Source organism: Aeribacillus composti, assembly GCF_031760945.1.
Taxonomy (GTDB): domain Bacteria; phylum Bacillota; class Bacilli; order Bacillales; family Aeribacillaceae; genus Aeribacillus; species Aeribacillus composti.
In genome coordinates, this window is record NZ_CP134501.1 from 1,437,450 (window position 1) to 1,457,852 (window position 20,403).

The following is a 20,403-nucleotide window of genomic DNA, read 5'->3' on the forward strand; positions in this document are numbered from 1 at the left end:
AGATCATGATAAGATGAAAGAAAAGGTGAAAGGATGGAATGTCAATGGATTTCGGTTTCAAAGGTAAAACAGCACTTGTTTTGGCATCAAGTCAAGGATTAGGTAAAGCGATTGCAACAAGGCTTGTGGAAGAAGGAGCCGACGTGATGATCACAAGCCGAAATGAAGAAAAGCTAATAGACGTGGCAAATCAATTAAATGCGCTTGGAAAAGGAAAAGCAGCCTTTATTAAAACAGACATTACTTCAAAAGAGGAAATTAGCAGGCTAATTAATCAGACAATAAAAGAGTTTGGCAAAATTGATTTACTCGTTAACAACGCTGGCGGTCCCCCTGCAGGAGGATTTGAGCAAATGACTGATGAAGATTGGCAAAATGCTTTTGAATTAAACTTGCTCAGCTATATCCGTACCATTCGCGAGGTTCTTCCGCATATGAAACAAAGAGGAGGGAAAATCGTAAATATTGCTTCTTCTTCCGTGAAGGAGCCGATCCCGGGTTTAATTTTATCCAACACGTTTCGCTTAGGAATTGTGGGGCTGACGAAAACGTTAGCAACAGAATTTGCAAAGTACAATATTTTAATTAACACGGCATCACCCGGCAGAATTGCAACAGAACGGATTGATCAATTGGAAGAATGGAATGCAGCGAAACTCGGTATTCCGAAAGAAGAGATCAAGAACAAATATTTGGAAGCGATTCCCCTCAATCGCTACGGAGAACCGAATGAATTTGCGAACTATGTGCTGTTTCTTCTGTCTGACTTGAATACATATATGACTGGACAAACCTTTTTGATTGACGGCGGTTTAGTAAAGTCCATTTAATCGGGTGTGCACTGAAAGCTGAAATGCAAGCGTTTCATAGCAGAACAGTTTCATTACTAAGCCGTATACACTGAAATGGGGAAAGGGTGAACAATATGTCAAAAAAAACAATCGGTTTTATTGGGCTTGGAGTAATGGGAAAAAGCATGGCACGTCATTTGCTTGAAGCGGGTTATCCGCTTACGGTTTATACCCGGACGAAAGAAAAGGCCGAAGATTTGATCAAACAAGGTGCTGTTTGGAAAGAATCGATCAAAGATCTCGCAAAAGATGCGAATGTTATTATCACAATGGTTGGTTTCCCGAAAGATGTTGAAGAAGTTTATTTTAGTGAAAATGGAATTTTAGCCAATGCCTATCCAGGAGCTATATGTATTGACATGACAACGACAAAACCATCGCTTGCCGAAAAAATATACGAAAAATCAAAGGAAAAAGGCATTTCCTTTTTAGATGCGCCTGTTTCAGGAGGAGATGTCGGAGCAAAAAATGGAACGCTATCGATTATGGTCGGAGGAGATCAAGAGACGTTCGATGAATGTTTTGAAATTTTTGAGAAAATGGGAAAAAATATTGTTTATCAAGGAAAAGCCGGTGCGGGGCAGCATACAAAAATGTGCAACCAAATTGCGATTGCTGCCGGCATCATTAGTGTTTGTGAATCGCTTGCCTACGCTGTTCGGGCGGGGCTGGATCCAGATAAGGTGTTGAAAAGCATTTCCTCCGGGGCTGCTGGAAGCTGGTCTTTGTCGAACTATGCACCGAGAATGCTTTCGAATCAATTTGAGCCTGGATTTTATGTCAAGCACTTTATAAAAGATATGGACATTGCTTTAGAGGAAGCAAGAAGAATGGAATTAGACGTACCAGGGCTTGAGCTTGCGAGAAGCTTGTATGAAAAACTGGCTGAAATGGGAGAAGAAAATAGCGGAATACATGCATTATATAAGCTGTGGAAAAAATAAAAACGCACATCATTCTTTTAAGTCACACAATTTTAGTCAGCTTCTTCTTTTTCTCAGCTTCTCAGCCAATTTATTTTCAAAAAAAATGTGGGGGCATGTCCCCCACACCTTTTGAACAGTTGAAATGAGTGAACTGTCCGATCTATTATTTTCCAATAAACATTTGTGTCCAGTAATTTCCATTTTCTACGTAACCAACGCCGATATGAGTAAAGTTAGGATTTAAAATGTTTTGTCTGTGGCCAGAGCTGTTCATCCAAGCATTAACAACTTCTTCAGGAGTACGCTGCCCCATTGCAATATTTTCCCCTGCTGTTCTGAAGGAAATGCCGAACTTTTTCATCATGTCAAACGGAGATCCGTAAGTCGGGCTTGTGTGGGAAAAATATTTGTTTCTTTGCATATCTAAAGATTTTTCACGAGCTACCTTGCTTAAAGCTTCATCTAAAACAAGAGGCTTTAAACCTTGTTTTTGCCGCTCAGCATTTGTTAGTTCAACTACTTTTTTCTCAAATGCATTTACGGATGAAGCGGTTTGTGATTGTTTTGGTGTTTGGTTGTTGGTTGCTTTGTCATTGGCAGATGGTGCTGGCTGAGTTGTTTTTTGAGTAGTTTGGGCTGGTTTTTTCACAGCTTGCTTGTTCGCAGGCTGGTTTGTGTTTCTTTTAATTGCTTCTTTTATAGCATTATTTGCTTCTATGCTTGGATTTTGTAAACAGTTGTTTAATAGATTTTGCAATTCTTTTGAATCAGCTGATTGAATGAGCTGTTTCAATTGATCTTCGTTTATATGATAAGGTCCGAAAGTTTGTACGTAGCTTTTGATTTGAACTGGTTGGTTTTGAATTTCAGCTGCATTGGCATTTGTGCCAGCGCCTGCAGTGAAAATGGCGGCAGCTGCTGCAATAGAAGCAATAATAGATTTCTTCATGCGTTTTCTACCTCCTTGAAATTTGTTCATGTAATTTACGAAACTATCATAACATGCGTTTTTTGTCATATTTTTGTCTATTCCTTCCATTGACAAATAATAGATTTTAAGTTTATAAACATTATCATGTAATTGTTGAAATTATAGGGTTCCAACCAAGGGAATATATGATATACTTCCTTCAAGAAGTGACAAAATTAAGCAAAATGTCTATAAATTGATAAGAATTAGGGGTTGACAATCTGTATAGAAAACAAAACTTTGTAATGTATGTTACAATATATTTACAAGTTCATGAGTCGACTGAAACATGATTTATATTAGAAAAGAAAGGAAGATTCCTTCGTGAAAAAAGAAGCGGAAACAACTCCTTCTGAGACAAAACGGCAAAGGAAAGCGAGAATTTTTCGTATCAATTTTTTCTTTTTTATCGTTTTTCTTTTATTTGCCGCACTTGTCGTCCGCCTTGGCATCGTTCAAATTGTTCAGGGTGAAGAATATGCGAAAGAAGTCAGCCGGACAGAAGTGAATGTTGCGCAATATCCTGCACCAAGAGGAAAAATGTTTGACCGAAACGGGAGAATCGTTGTAGACAACAAAAATGTTCCTGCTGTGACCTATACGGTGGAGAAGACGACCAAAACGAAAGACAAGCTGGAAACAGCAAAAAAATTAGCACAGCTGATTGATCTCGACACATCTTTTCTAAGAGAAAGAGATTTGCGGGATTATTGGATAGCCAAAAATCCAAAAAAGGCAGAAAACTTATTGACGGAAAAAGAGAAAAAATTAGAACCTAAGGAAACATATCCACTTCAGGTTGAACGGGTTCCGGAAGAAGAAATTAAAAAAATCGAGAAGGATCCAAAAGAATTGGAGCTTGCCGCTCTATATACGAAATTTTCATCCGGATATGCGTATGAGCCGCAGATTGTCGCAACGAACTTAAGCCAAGAAGAAGTTTCAAGGGTTGCGGAACAGCTGGAAAATCTTCCGGGTGTCGATGTCATCACAGATTGGGAAAGGGTGTACCCTTATGATGACGTATTTAAAACGATTTTAGGGAAAATCTCATCTCCAAAAGAAGGGATACCAGAAGACAATAAATCATTTTTTGTAGCTCGAGGCTATGCCCGAAATGAACGAGTTGGAAAAAGCTATTTGGAGCAGCAATATGAGGATTATCTAAACCCAAGAAAAGCAAAAGTTCAATATATATCTGATAAAGATGGAAATACGATTTCACAAAAGGAAATTGATGACGGCAGAAGAGGATTCGATTTAAAACTTTCCATCGATATCGAACTGCAAAAAAGAATTGAAAAAATTGTTGATCAGCAGATCAAAGCAGCAAGAGGACGTGGAAATTATTTAGTTGACCGCGCTTTCGTTGTCATGATGGATCCGTATAAAGGAGACGTTTTGGCGATGGTCGGACGAATGTACGATTCAGGAGAGATGTTGAACTTTGATTACGGTGCATTTGGGACGCAATATGAAATGGGTTCTACCGTTAAAGGTGCGACAGTTTTAGCAGGATATCAATTTGGTCTTAGACACGGAACCGTCTTTTATGACGCACCAATTCGTTTAAAAGGGACTCCGGAAAAATCTTCTTATCAAAATATGGGGGCTGTATCTGACCTAACAGCGTTGCAAAGAAGTTCAAACGTTTATATGTTCCATATCGCTATGAAAATTGCTGGTATACAATATTATCCGGGAAGAAGTTTTCCAGCTAAAGACGAAGATTTTCAAAAGATGCGGAATTACTATGCCCAATTTGGTTTAGGGGTTCCGACAGGGATTGATCTCCCGCAGGAGTCCGCAGGGCAGCAATCTGATCCTGGAACTGACAGAGGGAAATTGCTTGACCTTGCCATTGGTCAGTTTGATACGTACACACCGCTGCAAATGGCCCAATATGTTTCAACGATTGCAAATGGCGGATACCGTGTTAAGCCGCGGCTTGTAACAGAAATTCTTGAACCGACTGACGATGGGCTCGGACCGATTGCTCAAGAAATGCCGGTAAAAGTGTTAAACCGAATAAACAATACGGAAGAGGATATTCAACGCGTCCAACAAGGCTTTTATCTAGTGACGAATACTCGACGCGGAACAGCTTACGCTCAGTTACATGGATTAAATGTTGCGGGCAAAACCGGAACAGCGGAAACGACTTATTATGGTACGAAGCGCCAATACTGGGGGACAGACGTTTATAATTTAACATTTATCGGCTATTATCCTGCCAAAGATCCGCAGGTTGCTTTCAGTGTTGTCGTCCCTTGGACAAAAAGAACCGGAAGCGAAGATGTGAATAAACGTATAGCGAGAGATATTGTAAAAGCATACATCGATTTACAGAAAGAATACGCCGGAAATTCCAATGCAAAATCAAATGATGACGAGCAATAAAAAATAAATTATATTGAAGGGCCGTCGCTTTTTAACGAGCGATGGCTTTTCTATTAGTTATCGAAAACCATTCATATAAATTGAACGATGCCGCATTCGCATAAAGATTTTTCGATAAACGGTTCGAAATTCGCACATGCCGCAAAAACCGCAAACTTTTGTCCTATCTGCATATCTCCGAATGGTGTGAAACCCGAAGAAAGCGCAAAAACCGCACATGGCCGCAAAATCGGTAAAGCTCATACCACCTCTTGCATACCTCCGGTGCGTTGTTAAATCCAAAGAAAGCGCAAAGTCCGCAAAATAACCGAAAAATCCGCATAAGACAAAAAAAACTAGCCCTTTTTTGGCCAGTATTTTTTAAAATGTTGATACATACATATTTTTTATAGGGAAGGAAATGCAGTGGAAAAAGTCGAAAAAACATTTTAAATAGTAAGATTGACACATTTTTAGATGTTTATTTTGTAAAACTATATTAAAATTTTAGGTGGACAAAAAGTAGCAGGTCAATGAGCAAGATAGACTTTTTCTTTCTGGAAAGGGTAGTAATAGGGGGGCCAGGGATGAGTCAACAAATACAAAAGGGTGTGCACAATCAAACAGAAATCATTTATTCGATTATTTCTAATGAAGGCTATTTTGAATACATCTCCTCAAATTGTTTGAAAGTGCTCGGATATAAACAAAAAGAACTAATCGGTTCCAATCTTTCAGAATACTTGCATGTAGAAGATATAAATATATTTGAAAGCTTTTTATATCATGGAGATGATATCTTTCCTTGTTCCTTCCGTTTTTTGCAGAAAAATGGATCCTATATTTGGATGAAAACGTCAGTTGATGTTATATACAATCATTTGAACAAGGATCAAAGAGAATTTGTCTTAAAGTTTGCTGTCACTTCGGCGGATGACAAGATAGATGAAGTTCCCAAAGAAGTAAATCCGATACGTGCTGACGGTGCTCTTGATTTTGTGCACGAGCTTCCGTGCCCGCTCATAATTTCAAAAAAAGGGAAAGTTCAATATGCTAATACGGCTGCTGTTAAGCTGCTTGTGGCGACTAGCAGTGAAGATATTGTTGGAAAAATGGTTTTCCAATTTATTGACAAAATGTTTCACGAATCTGTCCATGAAACGATTGAAAATCTTCACAAAGGAATTGATAGCGGAATTTTAGAACAAATTTGGACATCTTTGGACGGGAACAAGATCTATGTTGAGTTGAAGAGCGTGCTTATATCATATAAAGGCGAACAAGCAGAACTGCTTGTCATTACCGATATTTCATCCAAAAAAATATACCAAAGCATTTTGCAGCAAAGCAGGGAAAAGTATCAAAGGCTGATTCAAAATTCCATCGATACAATTGCAGTGATTCATAATGATAAATGGGTTTTTATGAATGAGTCGGGGATCAAGCTTTTCGGTGCGCAAGATTATCCGGACGTATTGGGCAAAAGCATCTATCATTTTTTACACCCGGAATATCATCAGCATGTCAAAGATCAATTAGATGACATAACGAACGGAAGAACGGAAACAATCGTGACCAAGCAAAGCTGGTATACATATTCGAAAAAAATTGTCCATACCGAAATGGTTTGCATTCCGACAACATATTTTGGCGAACCGGCGGTTCAAATAATTTTACGAGATTTGTCTGAACATAAACATGCGGAAGAATTGATGATTCGCTCTGAAAAGCTTTCTGTTGCAGGGCAGCTGGCAGCAGGTATCGCCCACGAAATACGCAATCCGTTAACAGCAATAAAAGGTTTTTTACAGCTGATGCATGGTGAAATCGAAAAAGATAATCAATATTTTGAAATCATTTTTTCAGAGCTGAATCGAATTGAAATGATTTTGAGTGAATTGCTGATGCTTGCGAAACCGCAAGAAACGGTTTTTGAAAAAGCAAATGTCAAAACGATTTTACGCGAAGTTGTTACACTGCTGGAAACGGAAGCAATATTAAGAAATATTGTGATTGAGAAAAAATTTTCTGATGAGATTCAAGAAGTTGTTTGCGATAAAAACCAATTGAAGCAAGTTTTTATCAATCTCATTAAGAATGCAATTGAAGCAATGCCAAATGGAGGAACAGTTACAATTTCTACTAAATCTGAAAATTTTTCCATTGTAATTGAAATAAAAGATGAAGGAGAGGGGATACCGAAAGAGCTGCTAGAAAGATTAGGGGAGCCTTTTTTAACGACAAAAGAAAAAGGAACAGGTCTAGGATTAATGATCACATATAAAATTGTTGAAAATCATAAAGGCACGATCGATGTGTCGAGCAGCGAAAAAGGCACCGTTTTCACAATTAAGTTGCCAAAACAAAAAACAGTGCTTTAAAAGCGCACTGTTTTTCTATTTTCTTTTCAGTTGCACAAAATGCTCAAGCCTGTCCAAAGCTTTTTCCAGCTCTTTTGTCGAGTAAGCGTAAGAGATGCGGATAAACCCTTCTCCAAATTTGGAAAAAGCGCTCCCCGGGACGACCGCAACACCAGCCTTCTCAACCAGCTCCAAAGCAAAATCAAAAGAGCTTTGTCCAAATGATTGAATCGAAGGAAACAAATAAAAGGCTCCGCTTGGTTTAACAACCTCAAATCCCATTTCAACGAGACGACCGTATACGTACTCCAATCGTTTTTCATATTCTTTTTTCATTATTTGACCATCATGAAACCCTTCCGTTAAAGCGTTGTAAGCAGCTTTTTGAGAGATCGACGAAGCGCATGAAACATTATATTGATGCACTTTTAACATATGTTTTGTGATATCTTTCGGCGCAAAAAGAAATCCGATCCGCCATCCAGTCATGCTATGCGATTTGGACAGTCCATTGACGACGATCGTCTGCTCCCGCAAAAAAGAAGCGATCGAGGTATGAGGTGCATCATACGTTAATTCACTGTAAATTTCATCCGCTAAAATAAAAATATCCTTCCCGCGAACGGCATCGGCAATCTCTATCAGCTCCTCTGCAGTGAATGTAACGCCTGTCGGATTGGACGGGTAAGGCAAAATTATGCATCGGGTTTTTTCTGTTATATTTTGTTTAATCAAATCCCCAGTTAATTTAAATTTGTTTTTTGTCGTATCAACATAAACGGGTATTGCTCCGCACAATTGAATAATTGGCTCATACCCCGGATAAACAGGACCTGGCAGCATTACCTCCGTCCCGGGCTCCAAAATCGTTCGAAGCGCTATATCAATCGCCTGGCTGGCCCCGATTGTAACAATCACTTCCGAACCAGGATCATAGGAGAGATGATATTTTTTATGTACAAATTGGCATGCTGCTTCTCTTACATCGATCAATCCAGCATTATGCGTATACGTTGTATAGTTGTCATCAATTGCCTGTTTTGCCGCTTCTTTTATATGTGAAGGCGTTGGGAAGTCAGGCTGGCCAATCGTTAGCGAAACGACATCGTCATAGTTGGAAACGATGTTAAAAAAAGCTCGAATGCCGGAAATCGCAATGTTTTTTACATTTTGGTTAATCAAATGTTCCATACAAATCACCTGCTTTAATAAGTGTCGTCTTATATTTTATCATGTTTGTCCCAAGCTTTTATTGGTAAACTAAATTTATGTCCAAAAAAATTTAGAAAGTGTGATGTCTATGATACGAACATTAGTCATTACAACTGATTTGGAAGCTAAATATGATGTGGCATTAAAAGAGATTCGAAAAAAGGAAGTTCTTTGGTACTGGGTCGATTTTTACAAGGCGACGGAAAATGAAATTAGATTGCTAGGGAAATTTTTTCATTTTCATCCTTTGTCCATTGAGGATTGTGTCGAAAATGTTGAACGGCCGAAAATAGATTTTTATGACTCTTATATGTTTGTTGTGTTGCACGGAATTCATCAACAGACGCTGGAACCGGAAGAGCTTGACTTATTTGTAAACGAAAAAGGAATCGTCACATTTCACAAAAATGCCATTCGAGATCTAAACAACATTTGGCTGAGAATCAAAAAAGACGATTCTTTAAAAAAAGGGCCTATGAAAATCATGCATCAATTGACTGATAAGCTCGTTGATGATTTTTTTCCGCCCGTGTACCATTTGGAAGATTTATTAAATCAAATTGAGGAAAACAATAAAAACAAATCGATCAATGAGTTAATGAAAGAGCTTTTTTCCATCAGGTCTCAATTATCAAAAATAAGAAGAACAATCATTCCGATGCGGGATTTGATGTACCGGATCATCTCGTCCAACAGGCTGAACGAAATGAAGGAGGAAGATTTGTATTTTTATGATGTTTATGACCATTTACTCAAGCTTGTCGAGATGACGGAGGCAAATCGGGAGCTTGCGGCTGATATAAGGGACAGCTATTTATCTTACAACTCAAACCGGATGAATACGATTATGATGACATTGACGGTTATTTCGTCTATTTTTATGCCTCTTACGTTTATCGCAGGAATTTATGGAATGAATTTTGAATATATGCCCGAGCTGAAAATGAAGTATGGCTATTATATTGTATTAGGAGTCATGGCTCTCATCGGAACAGGAATGCTTTATATTTTTTATAAAATGGGTTGGTTCCGGTTTCATAAAGGTCCAAAATTGTAGCGGGCAAAAAATGCGGCCTGCTTCGTAAAAAATAGGATGGGTAAGTTTTTGCACATTATAAAAAAGAAACTTGAAGAGTGCAAAATTTAACAATGAAAGGCGGAAAATTGCTCTTTCAATTTATCGATACAGCGGTTTTGAAAGACTTGACAAGCATACATAGAAGATAAAAAGGAAAACAAAGGCGAGAGTAAGAAAAAATTCAGTATGCGCCCCCTCAAATTCTTTTGTAAGGTAAACAATCAAAAGGAACTCTTTTTATAAAAGGCTAAACAGTGACAGCAATACAAGCTGTTCACAAGCTTCGTTCTATAATATAAAACAGCAAAAAATTTGAAATGGAGGCTTATGATGGAGAGAATTGCAGTAATTGGTCAATCCGGCTTGATTCCGGAACATGTCCGCCTCCTGGCTGAAGAAATCGGTTCAGAAATTGCTAAAAGAGGAGCTGTTCTTTTGACAGGCGGCGGAAGCGGAGTGATGGAGGCAGTTTCACGAGGGGCCAAACAAGCAAACGGCCTTGTCGTAGGTATTTTGGCTGGAGACGACAAACTGGCAGCAAACGAATTTATTGATATTCCGATTAATACTGGATTAGGTTTTGATTACAGAAGCGTTTTGCTTGTTCATTCCGCAGATGCCATCATTATGATTGGAGGAGGAAATGGAACGCTTGGAGAATTGTCTGCCGCATATATGAACAAAAAACGTGTCATCATCGTTGAAAATTCAGGAGGATGGTCGAACACCGTGAAGCAAATCGCCTTTGAAGGCTGTTATTTAGATGAGCGGAGAACAGTCGAAATTCAGTTCGCTAAAACGGCTAAATCAGCTGTAGATCTTGCTTTTCAATCCATTTACAACCCTGTTGATCCCGATAAAAATACCGGTTTAATAGGTGACTAGCATGCGGATGTTTAAAAAGTCCAATCGGTTGAAAACAATATATCAACGTTTCTAAAATAGTAAAGGGGCGTCCATAAGCCAAAAACGACTTATTAGACTGCCCCGAGTGTCATCTTAAAAACATGAGAAGGAAGAGATTCTGTTTAAATCAATGCCGAAATATTCCCATCGATTTTGGCGAGGTCTCCAGCGCCACCCGGCAATGGACCTTTGTCCTACAAACACAGGGAAATACCAGAAGCTTCTGCCGTTTGTTAATCGGATAAATGTAAAACGATGTAAACATCTTCTAATGCCTCCGGGATCAACTGCAAATGTTCCGACTCCGGGTGATTCTTGAGGAATAAAACTTGGAGGCGGTCCTGAAGGCGGTCCTTGCTGCTGTCCAAAACCGTCACTCGGACTTCCGCCGATTCCAGGAGGGCCGAATGGAGGGAAACCGGGACCAGTCCCCGTAGGAGGAAACGAAGGAAATCCTCCACCCATCCCTGGAAATCCCGGAAAAAATTCTGGCTGTTGAACTCCCGGGAGGATTTGTCGATAGAATGGATACACGTTCATGCTCCTTTCACTTTTCAGTTGTTCACCATAACATATGCAACTTCACTTTTAAGGTGTTTGACCTACATAAAAGTTTTTTATAAAAAAAGGAAATCAAGTCGTCTTTGTCGAAATAAAATGTATCATTTACGTTTTGTGAGTAACGCTGTTCAGACTTATTTCCCATCGATTTGTAGCGAAAGAAGTATTAAATGAACAAAGAATAAAACCGATATAAAAAAGTGAAGAAGAAACGTTCGCAAATATTAGACGGAAGGAAGAAAGATATGAACGAAAAGGGAATTTTGCTTGAAAGCGGTACGAACGAGTTGGAATTTGTAGAGTTTCTCGTCGGCTCGAATAAATTCGGTATAAATGTGATGAAAGTAAAAGAAATCATTCAGCCTCTTCCTGTAACGAGCGTGCCTCACGTCCATCCATACGTTGAAGGAATTATTGAATTAAGAGGAGAAGTGCTCCCGGTAGTTAACGTACCGAAGGCGATCGGCGATCCGAATTGCGAGCCCAGCGAAAAAGATAAGCTGATAGTAACGGAATTTAACCAACAAAAAGTTGTGTTTCGCGTCCATCAAGTAACCCAAATTCACCGTGTGTCTTGGTCGCAAATTGAAAAGCCTTCTGAAATGTATCAAGGATTGGAAACTCAAATTACCGGCGTTGTCAAAATGGGAGACGAAATGATTTTAATGCTTGATTTTGAAAAAATCGTTGTTGAAATTAATCCTGAGTCCGGAATCCAGCAGGAAAAAGCGAAAAAACTGGAAAAGAGGGACAGATCTGATAAAAAAATTGTCGTTGCCGAGGATTCCCCGCTGTTGCGCAGATTGTTGAACGACACATTGACGGAGGCGGGATTTCAACAGATTGAGTTTTTTGAAAACGGCAAGGATGCACTGGACTATTTAGAGAATATTGTAAATGAAGGCGAACCGGTTAAGGAGCGTGTTGATTTAGTCATTACGGACATCGAAATGCCGCAGCTTGACGGATTGCATTTGACGAAGCGAATTAAGGAAAATCCAGAGCTGGATCATATTCCGGTTGTGATTTTTTCCTCATTGATTACGAATGATTTAAAACATAAAGGACAACAGGTAGGTGCAAATGCCCAAATTAGCAAACCTGAGGTCCATCACTTAATTGAGCAAATCGATGAATTGTTATTTAAAAATGAAGAAGATGATGAATTAAAAGACGAGGCTGAATAAGCCTCTCTTTTTACTCAATCATACCGTTCGCCTAATCGTTTAAACACCGGTTTTTGATATGTATGACGATGGAACCGTTTGGGAGAAGAAAGCGGTCGATTCGCTTTATCCATACCGATATAATACTCCAATAAATTTTTTGCCTTTGACAATGATAGATTTGTTTTCGGGTTTCGGTATGAATTATTTAAGGAACCTAAGTGAGGAAGGTTTTGGAAGTCTTCTTTTGTAGGAGGCATATGAAAATAATAATTTCCTGCCGACACCAGAACATCTGACTGCTGTTTGCTTAATTTTGGATTTTTTGAATAATGCAGTCCTTTCTTTGTTGCTTTTCCTTCAGCGATCAGTTTTTGCAGCGCCTTCTTTTTTAAATAATATAAATATTTAGGATTTGGCGCTGTTTTTGCATGCCGATTGACAACATAGATGGCTCGTGCTATATTTTCCGGCGTCTCATCCCGTAGCTTATAATGACTGATATCGTCCATGATGTCTCTCCTTTTTCATTATTTTCCGTAATCTTTATTTACATTATACTTTCATGAATAGAAAATGCAACCAGTTTTTACAGTCTATTAATTATGCCTATAATAGTTATTATGAAATATTTTAGAAAGCAGGGTGGGTCATGAGCGGAAAAGAGGAATTTCTAGATATAGACGAAGAAACGCTTTTTATCGTGTCGCAAACGTTTAAAGCGTTATCGGATCCGACTAGAATTCGGATTTTACATTTACTAGCGGAAAAACAAGAATGTTCTGTGAATGAAATAGCTGCCGAGCTTGAGCTTTTGCAATCAACCGTGTCCCATCAATTGAGGTTTCTAAAAAATTTGCGTTTAGTCAAATTTAGAAGGGAAGGAACGACCGTTTACTATTCACATGATGATGAGCATGTAAAAAAAATACTAGAGCAAACCATTGACCATGCTCGGCATAATTAAAATGGGCGTCGAGTGGGCAGTTTGATCAGGGGACTAAACGGTTAAGAGATGATCTCGGTATGGAGCCGGGGTCATCTTTTATAATTTATTGGCAGCGGGGCTGATTTCATTCATTTATTTATTTATTTCACATTCTGTAAAAGATTCGAATTTCTTTCGGAGCATGATAGGGAGGGGGTGTCCAGAAAGTCAAATCGCCATTGAAAACAAAAAATCATAAACACCGATATATCAACGTTTCTAAAACATTAATGGGGGTGTCAATAAGCCGTAAAAACGACTTATTAGAACCCCCTTTTTTGCTTGTTATACGTTTAGTAGAAGTTTTCTTGAGGGTAGAAGCAAAACTAATGATGAATTTTTTCGGTAAAGTTTATTATTATCACTTTCCTTCAAACGAATATCACAAAAAAACTCCCAATCAATGCGGTTGTAGGGTGAATTCTCATCCACTATGATCCACATGATTGGGAGTATAAGTCTGACTGTCAAACACATTTTTGTTATAAAACCGATTTGATTGTGTTTTTACCTAGCCGATGCCGTTTTTCGTTTAAATATTTCGGCATCAAGATCATATAAAAGAAAAAGACGAAAAGAATGATAAGAGCCATACCGTAATAAAGTAAATCGATGTTTCGAATGATGTTTGGAAACAATAGTGCAATACATAAAAGCGTAGCAGACTGCGCAAACATCATTAACGGGTCGATCCATCCGCTGACACGTCCCATTAGCTTTGGATGAACGATATTCGGAATCCAACCGCCAATTGCTACGTTCACAGGACCGATGCACATGCCGATCAAAAAAATAATCGACAAGTAAAATTCTACTTCATCCACAAAACCAAGGAGAAAAACAAAAATGCTTGTCAAAAATATCGGTGTAACAAACATTGGAAACGGTTTTATTTTTTTAGCAAAAAATGTTGAAACTGTACTGCCGACTAAAAGACCCGCACCGAGAAAAATGGCAAATAAAGATGAATACATTTCATAAGAATTCGGTGCCAGCTCATATTTCATTGTAAATAACGGAAGAACGGCAAAACTTCCTTGAACAAAGCCGAAAATGAAAAAACCAAAAATAATGAGCGATAAAAGCCGATTATGTAAAATGTACCGAATACCTTCCAAAAAGTCGGAAACAGCGGATGATATATGTAAACCTTTCCATGACACTCGACCGTTTGGTAGCCTTGCTGATTTAGGGATTTTACACGAGCGAATGAGCAAGGCGGAAAGAACGAAGCTTATTAAATCAACCAATACGGCCCCATGAATTCCAACTGTTCGATAAGCCAATGCCCCTAATCCGACACCAAACACTAAAAAAATGCTGAAAAGTACTTGATTCAAACCTGAAGCTTGCGCATATTGATCTTTTCGCAAAATAGCTTGTACTAAACTGGATTCGGCTGGATAAAAAAATTTCGTGACAGCACTCCGCAAAAACAAGATGAAAAAAATGAGCGGAATCGAATTTGTAAATAAGGCGAAAAACAAACATGCAGTCATAATTGCACGAATCCAGTCGCAGTTCTCTGCCACCTTTTTTCGATCGAAGCGGTCTGCTACTACACCGACAATGACAAAAACAAATACAGTCGGCAAAGAATACATCAGCTCAGCAATAGTTGCGTAATAAGGTTTGCTGCTAAAATGCTCCAACAAATAAAAAGCAAACGCCATATTGCCAACTGTTGAACCCATTTGTGAAGCAAGCGCTGCAAAAAACAATTTGACAAAATTGCGGTTTTTAAAAATATCCATTGCGACTCCCCTTAACTGACACTTACAGTAGCTATTATAATTTACCTAATTCAATATGAACATCTTTTTTTCATATTTTGGTTAGAGAAATGAAAGCCAAGTACTTTTAAGCCGGTTAAAAGAGAGGATTATTTGGAATATAATGTAAACAAGGTGATTTCTGGAACTGCCAAAAAACGAAAGGGCAGTCTAGTTGTGCCCAACCCGCGATTGACATAAAGCTTCGTATGATCAACAGTATAAAAGCCCTCCGAAAAGGATTTTGCATAAGGAGGCGTGTAAAGCGGACCTATAAAAGGGATTTTTACTTGTCCTCCATGGCTGTGTCCAGATAATTGGAGATCAACATTGTAATTTTTAGCCTGAAGCACTGTATCAGGTTCATGGACTAAAAGAATAGTAAAATAGTTTTTGTCAATATTGCCCATTGTTTGATGAAAATCAGGTCTTCCAAGCATGACATCATCAAGGCCGGCGACAATCAATTTGCTTCCGTCAATCAGCTGTATCTCTTTTTTTTCATTTTGCAGTAAATGAAACTCTGCATTTTGTAATATATTGCGATAAACATCAGTGCCGTATCCGCCGTGATCGTGATTTCCATAAATTGCAAATTTTCCGAAGTCGGCACGGAGGCGTTTTAAAATCGGGGCAATCTGATGCACAGCGGGATAACTGTTCGGCTCATCGATTAAATCACCAGTAAAAACAATTATATCCGGGTTTAGACGATTGATTTGATTGACGATCCGTTCCAGATTTGCAATTGTAAAGTCGTTATTTAGATGTGTGTCGCTGAATTGAACAATTTTCAAACCATCAAAACCTTTTGGTATTTTTGGATGAGAAACATTTATTTTTTTTATTTCTAGTCTTCTCGGTTCAATATATCTTGAGTAGATGTATAAACCGCTGCTCGCGAATAAACTGCACGCAGCCGTCCAGAAAAAATGCTTTAAAAATTGTCTTCTTGTCAACTTATTCATTCTTACCAACCATTTCAGTTTTTATAGCAATCGAAAAAATTATAACATAAAACTTTCAACATCTTGTTTAATGTTTTTTGACAAATCTTCACATGCACGTTTTTTCTGATTAACTATTTTGTTATCATCTATGGACAACATTAAAACAATCATTTGGAAAATATGATGAAAAAGGTTTAACTCTTCTGCTGGAGCGAGAAAGTCTTTAGGAATTGAGAAATGAATGGTGTAATTTTCATAAAACATAAAGGGCAGCTATGTAATGATTTAAATTTCTAGTAAAATTGCTATTAAGGAAGGAGGATTAAAATGGTGTCACTTTAAGGGAAAAACCTATTGTAAGAGGAAATGATGCAAGAAGATTTATTAATAACTGTAGATGAGCAATTTTCATAACAATAATTACCATACCAAAAGAGACAAACAGGGTACCCCTTATGCCACATGGAGCTGTTTTTTGACAACATCAATGGGAATATCTTGCTTCGCTGCATGGTAAATGAACTCGACGAGACTATGCCCTTTCTTCGTTCGGAGAAGATCAAGCCCAGTAGAGAAATCCCGGTTGGACTCGACCATACTGTACACATAAGCGAGTTGCACCAAGATCCAATACCGTTTCACCGCACGACGTTGACGAACGCGGTACCCATCGAGCTTCAGCTGGTCTTTCGCTTGTCGAAAAAAGCATTCGATCGACCAACGCTGGGCATAGTAGCGCAAGATCTCTTCATCGCTTAGCTCCCGGTCGGTGCTCAAGACGCAGTGAAGATGTTCGGGTGTCATCGGCTGATCGGCTTTCCAAGCCAACAACACAACGGCATCATCGAGACCTTTCAGCGATCCCTCGTAGCGATACACGCGATAACGCTCTTCTCCCACCGTGACGAGATGGGTGTCGTTCGGTTCGATATAGCGGGCAAACTGTTTGGCTTGGATGGCGATGCCTTTCGGATAGAGAATCCGGTTCGTTTTGAGCATCGCGATGACGTGAAATCCTTTTTTCAGACAGGCTTCCACGAGCGCTTGCGATGGATACCACGAATCCATCAGCACATAAACGGGACGGCGTACATCCAAAGAAGAAAGCATCTCGATCGCGAGTTCCCCCTTGCTTTTCCCAGCCGCCTTGTCGTAGAGGCGGAACGCAAAGGGAAAAGCTTGGGTCATCGTATGAACCATGAGCCAAACAAGAGAATGTCCCCAGATCGACTTTTTCTCTGTGTGAGAATAGTGCCAATCACACCCTTGAATGGCGTGCGTTGCCCGTGACGAAGGCTTGATTTTTTGGCAAATCGTATCATCGATCGAAACAAAAAGGGGTTGATTTTTCTGTTTGGCGATCCGTTCGACACGATGAAGCATCCATTGCTGGAGTTTGCGAAGCAGCGTCTCTTCATCCCAAGGGCTTTTCGTGAAAAAATGGCTGAGTGTCGTTCGATGATTGGGGTGAAAGCTCCAATGATGAAGATCGGTCAACGTTCCAGAAAAGCCTTTCGTGATCATCGCATCCACGATATGAACGAGATGCTTCATGACAGGTTTTGAAAAATAAAGTGCCAACCCCAACATCGTGAAAAACTTGTGGATTCCTTGATGATGTGCTAATCTATTCATGAGACATGAACCTCCTTGTGTGAATGGTTTGTTGGCACATCTATTCTAACCAAGGAATCGGGTTCATGTCTCCTTTTTTGTTTCGATGTAAATTTATGTTAGTGATTTTGCTCATCTACAGTTAATAACAGAAATTTGAAAGATAAGCAAAAAATAAAATAAAAAATTTGCAAAGAGAAGGTATTAGTAATGACAAATATCTTCATAAAACCTATTGAATGAAAAGATATGGAAAAAAATAATAATTAGTCAATGATTATTAATGAAATGATGATACTGATTCATTTAAAACCAATAAAAATCAACAGTCTAGTTTTGAAATTGATAAAAAGAAAAAGTAAATTCGTTTATGTTGAATAACTAATTCAAATAATTTTAGAGGACACCTCAAAATCCCCTATTCGAATCAGCAAGAGAAAAACTCCATCCTTTTGAATATATTTTCTGCTTAGACGATTTTCTCCGTGTAGAAAAAAGTCATTTTGATGAATATTTTTATCTGGACCCGTCATACTTATGGAAGCAATCACTTCATTTGCAAAGTCGTAGATCGGAGCAGCAGTGCTGAAGCCTTGATGAAACTCGTTCAAACAGATTGTAAATTGTTGAGATTAATGCCGTTAATTGTTTTTCGTTCATTCCTGTATATCTCTATCGGTATTTTAGCCAGAACACTCAAATTACTTTGTTTTCCTTCGGTCCGATGATTTTCGGCTATTTTTCATTTGCAAACGGAATGTTTCTGCTCTCTGTTCTTTTATTGCTCGGTTTTCTGCTTGTATGGTCATTGAAAAAACAAACTACTTTGTTGATTGTGGAAGCGGGCGCAAAACATAAAATCAATTGAGAGGCCAACCGTTGCATCCAGGATGGGCCTCATTCCAATTATGTAAAAATGGGAATGTAGCAAATGCGCAAAAACGGTTCTTCAACATTTTCTAATGTTCCAAATAATGCTATAATCATGTATCATATGAGAGTACAAGAAGCGGGGAGATGCCCATGGACCCACTAGATGTCATAACCAATACCGAAAAAATTGTGCCTTATTATCAGGCGATTTTTAGCGCAGATGAACAAAAGGTGATTGGCTACGAAATTTTAGGCAGAATTCATATGGAAGGGGAATACAAAAGCTTAGGCTTTTTTTTCCATGATGATTCGATCCCTGAAGAATACCGAATGGAAGTAGATGATACAGTCGTCAAAAAAGCATTGGAGGAAATGAAAGAACTGGATGATGATCTTCTCATTTTTATAAACAGGGATCCAAATCTGCTTATGATCGATCACGGCGAAAGCTTTTTAAATTTGCTGCTGGAAGAAAAAGAGAAAGGACTTGATTTAAACCGGATTGTTCTGGAAATTACGGAACACAATTATTTAGGAGATATCGAACAGCTCCATCATTTGCTCACTTATTACCGGACTTACGGAATCAAAATTGCGATTGACAATATTGGGAAAGAATCGAGCAATTTGGACCGCATTGGGTTATTATCTCCTGATATTTTGAAAATCGATTTGCAGCCATTAAAATTAGCTTCACCCAGCCAATCGTATTTCGATGTTTTATTTTCGATTTCACTACTTGCGCGCAAAATCGGTGCGACGCTTTTATATGAAGACATCGAGGCAAACTTTCAATTGCAATATGCGTGGAAAAATGGCGGAAGATATTATCAAGGATATTATCTTCATTATCCGGAAAGAGAATTTATTGATCGATGTGTTCTAAAAGAAAGACTGCAGCAGGAATTCAACCATTTCATTCAATTTGAAAAGAAAAAGCTTGAAACACTTTATTCATATTCCGACCAGTTTCATCAGCGGGTGTCACAACTAGTGAACAAATATAAAAAAGCTATCAGCCAATTTGACGAATTAATTACCCATTTAGCAGAAGAGCTTGGCGACATGAGCTTTCGTATTTATATTTGTGATGAAAACGGGTTTCAAAAGTCAGGAAATATTTTCCGAAAAGAAGACCGATGGATTTTTCAAAAAGAATATTATATGAAAAATTGGAGCTGGCGCCCGTACTTTTTAGAAAATATTATTCGCATGCGCGTCAACAAAAAAGGGTTTTTAAGTGATTTGTATAGTGATATCGAAACAGGGGAGACGATCCGCACGTTTTCCTATCCGCTTGATGACGATCATTATTTGTTTATCGATATTCCATATTCTTATTTATATGAACAAGACGGTCTCCTTTGAATAAACCCCCCTTTTTTCTCAAATAATAGAGAAAAAGGGGGGTTTTTATGCAATTTACTAATTTGATCATCGGCGGTGTTTTTTTGTTAGTTTTGCTTGTCGGCCTGTTTTATACGTTACAAGTGGGCAGCCAGATGGAAAAAAGGCAAAGCGAGTATGATACAGAAGTAAGCGAAAAAGTTGAAAAGCGCCCGTATATTCGAAATCCGATTTTTATTGCTTATATCGTGCTGATTGCATTCGCGCTTTTTTATATTTTTTATATTAGCTTTTCAACTACTTGGTAGGGGGCAGTCCGATAAGTCCCTAAAATGAAGCAAGTGGAGAAAAACAATGCGTTTCTCTCCACTTGCTTTTATATTTTTTCGATTTTATCTGAAAGTAGCTGGCGGATGCCGTCTACTTTTAGTATGTTGTGGGCTAAAGCGC

General features: G+C 38.6%; 17 protein-coding genes. 10 read left to right on the plus strand and 7 right to left on the minus strand.

Translation table 11 applies throughout. The features are described from left to right. Positions 1 to 44: 44 nt before the first annotated feature. Complete coding sequence (locus RI196_RS07095) at positions 45 to 830, plus strand: SDR family oxidoreductase (protein WP_130158864.1); 786 nt, start codon at positions 45 to 47, stop codon at positions 828 to 830. Between the two features lie 95 nt (positions 831 to 925). Further along, positions 926 to 1,795: an NAD(P)-dependent oxidoreductase gene (locus tag RI196_RS07100; protein WP_311067154.1), complete on the plus strand. Its 870-nt coding sequence runs from the start codon at positions 926 to 928 to the stop codon at positions 1,793 to 1,795. 145 nt (positions 1,796 to 1,940) lie between these two features. On the opposite strand, the gene RI196_RS07105 is transcribed toward RI196_RS07100, so the two are convergent. Next, a complete protein-coding gene (locus RI196_RS07105) occupies positions 1,941 to 2,726 on the minus strand; it encodes a CAP domain-containing protein (RefSeq protein WP_066247968.1) in 786 nt (261 codons plus the stop codon). A 345-nt stretch (positions 2,727 to 3,071) separates the two neighbouring features. Here RI196_RS07105 and RI196_RS07110 point away from each other — a divergent pair, with 345 nt between their 5' ends. Beyond that, positions 3,072 to 5,147 (plus strand): peptidoglycan D,D-transpeptidase FtsI family protein, encoded by a 2,076-nt coding sequence (locus tag RI196_RS07110; RefSeq protein ID WP_066247970.1) that lies wholly within the window; start codon positions 3,072 to 3,074, stop codon positions 5,145 to 5,147. A 566-nt stretch (positions 5,148 to 5,713) separates the two neighbouring features. Beyond that, a complete protein-coding gene (locus RI196_RS07115) occupies positions 5,714 to 7,507 on the plus strand; it encodes a PAS domain S-box protein (protein WP_066247971.1) in 1,794 nt (597 codons plus the stop codon). 15 nt (positions 7,508 to 7,522) lie between these two features. Here the strand turns inward: RI196_RS07115 and RI196_RS07120 are convergent, their stop codons facing one another. After that, positions 7,523 to 8,677, minus strand: coding sequence for an aminotransferase A (locus RI196_RS07120; RefSeq protein WP_311067155.1), 1,155 nt, complete (start codon positions 8,675 to 8,677; stop codon positions 7,523 to 7,525). A gap of 109 nt (positions 8,678 to 8,786) precedes the next feature. Here RI196_RS07120 and corA point away from each other — a divergent pair, with 109 nt between their 5' ends. Together corA and RI196_RS07130 are read left to right on the plus strand one after the other, a co-directional pair. Further along, on the plus strand, positions 8,787 to 9,755 hold the full coding sequence (corA, locus tag RI196_RS07125) for a magnesium/cobalt transporter CorA (RefSeq protein WP_186439280.1): 969 nt from the start codon (positions 8,787 to 8,789) through the stop codon (positions 9,753 to 9,755). Between the two features lie 351 nt (positions 9,756 to 10,106). Next, positions 10,107 to 10,661 carry a TIGR00725 family protein gene (locus RI196_RS07130; protein WP_144598128.1) on the plus strand — a complete coding sequence of 185 codons (555 nt, stop codon included), beginning with the start codon at positions 10,107 to 10,109 and terminating at the stop codon, positions 10,659 to 10,661. Positions 10,662 to 10,775: 114 nt separating this feature from the next. Here RI196_RS07130 and RI196_RS07135 read toward each other — a convergent pair whose 3' ends face one another. Next, positions 10,776 to 11,147, minus strand: a complete 372-nt coding sequence (locus RI196_RS07135; protein WP_063389454.1) for a hypothetical protein — start codon at positions 11,145 to 11,147, stop codon at positions 10,776 to 10,778. Positions 11,148 to 11,488: 341 nt separating this feature from the next. Here RI196_RS07135 and RI196_RS07140 point away from each other — a divergent pair, with 341 nt between their 5' ends. Continuing rightward, positions 11,489 to 12,430: a chemotaxis protein gene (locus RI196_RS07140; protein WP_063389327.1), complete on the plus strand. Its 942-nt coding sequence runs from the start codon at positions 11,489 to 11,491 to the stop codon at positions 12,428 to 12,430. Between the two features lie 14 nt (positions 12,431 to 12,444). Here RI196_RS07140 and RI196_RS07145 read toward each other — a convergent pair whose 3' ends face one another. Then, complete coding sequence (locus RI196_RS07145) at positions 12,445 to 12,921, minus strand: YkyB family protein (protein ID WP_066247978.1); 477 nt, start codon at positions 12,919 to 12,921, stop codon at positions 12,445 to 12,447. A gap of 140 nt (positions 12,922 to 13,061) precedes the next feature. Here RI196_RS07145 and RI196_RS07150 point away from each other — a divergent pair, with 140 nt between their 5' ends. Beyond that, positions 13,062 to 13,376 carry an ArsR/SmtB family transcription factor gene (locus tag RI196_RS07150; RefSeq protein ID WP_063389325.1) on the plus strand — a complete coding sequence of 105 codons (315 nt, stop codon included), beginning with the start codon at positions 13,062 to 13,064 and terminating at the stop codon, positions 13,374 to 13,376. A 503-nt stretch (positions 13,377 to 13,879) separates the two neighbouring features. On the opposite strand, the gene RI196_RS07155 is transcribed toward RI196_RS07150, so the two are convergent. The 3 genes from RI196_RS07155 to RI196_RS07165 form a co-directional block, all read right to left on the minus strand. Further along, on the minus strand, positions 13,880 to 15,151 hold the full coding sequence (locus tag RI196_RS07155) for a Mef(A)/Tet(V) family efflux MFS transporter (protein ID WP_311067157.1): 1,272 nt from the start codon (positions 15,149 to 15,151) through the stop codon (positions 13,880 to 13,882). A gap of 128 nt (positions 15,152 to 15,279) precedes the next feature. Further along, on the minus strand, positions 15,280 to 16,137 hold the full coding sequence (locus RI196_RS07160; RefSeq protein ID WP_144598129.1) for a metallophosphoesterase: 858 nt from the start codon (positions 16,135 to 16,137) through the stop codon (positions 15,280 to 15,282). Between the two features lie 435 nt (positions 16,138 to 16,572). Beyond that, entirely contained in the window at positions 16,573 to 17,754 is a 1,182-nt protein-coding gene (locus RI196_RS07165; protein ID WP_311066339.1) for an IS701 family transposase, read from the minus strand. Between the two features lie 1,002 nt (positions 17,755 to 18,756). Here RI196_RS07165 and RI196_RS07170 point away from each other — a divergent pair. Both RI196_RS07170 and RI196_RS07175 read left to right on the plus strand, forming a co-directional pair. Next, positions 18,757 to 19,974 carry an EAL domain-containing protein gene (locus RI196_RS07170; RefSeq protein WP_153028131.1) on the plus strand — a complete coding sequence of 406 codons (1,218 nt, stop codon included), beginning with the start codon at positions 18,757 to 18,759 and terminating at the stop codon, positions 19,972 to 19,974. Between the two features lie 47 nt (positions 19,975 to 20,021). After that, a complete protein-coding gene (locus tag RI196_RS07175) occupies positions 20,022 to 20,261 on the plus strand; it encodes a hypothetical protein (protein ID WP_117016837.1) in 240 nt (79 codons plus the stop codon). Positions 20,262 to 20,403: the final 142 nt, after the last annotated feature.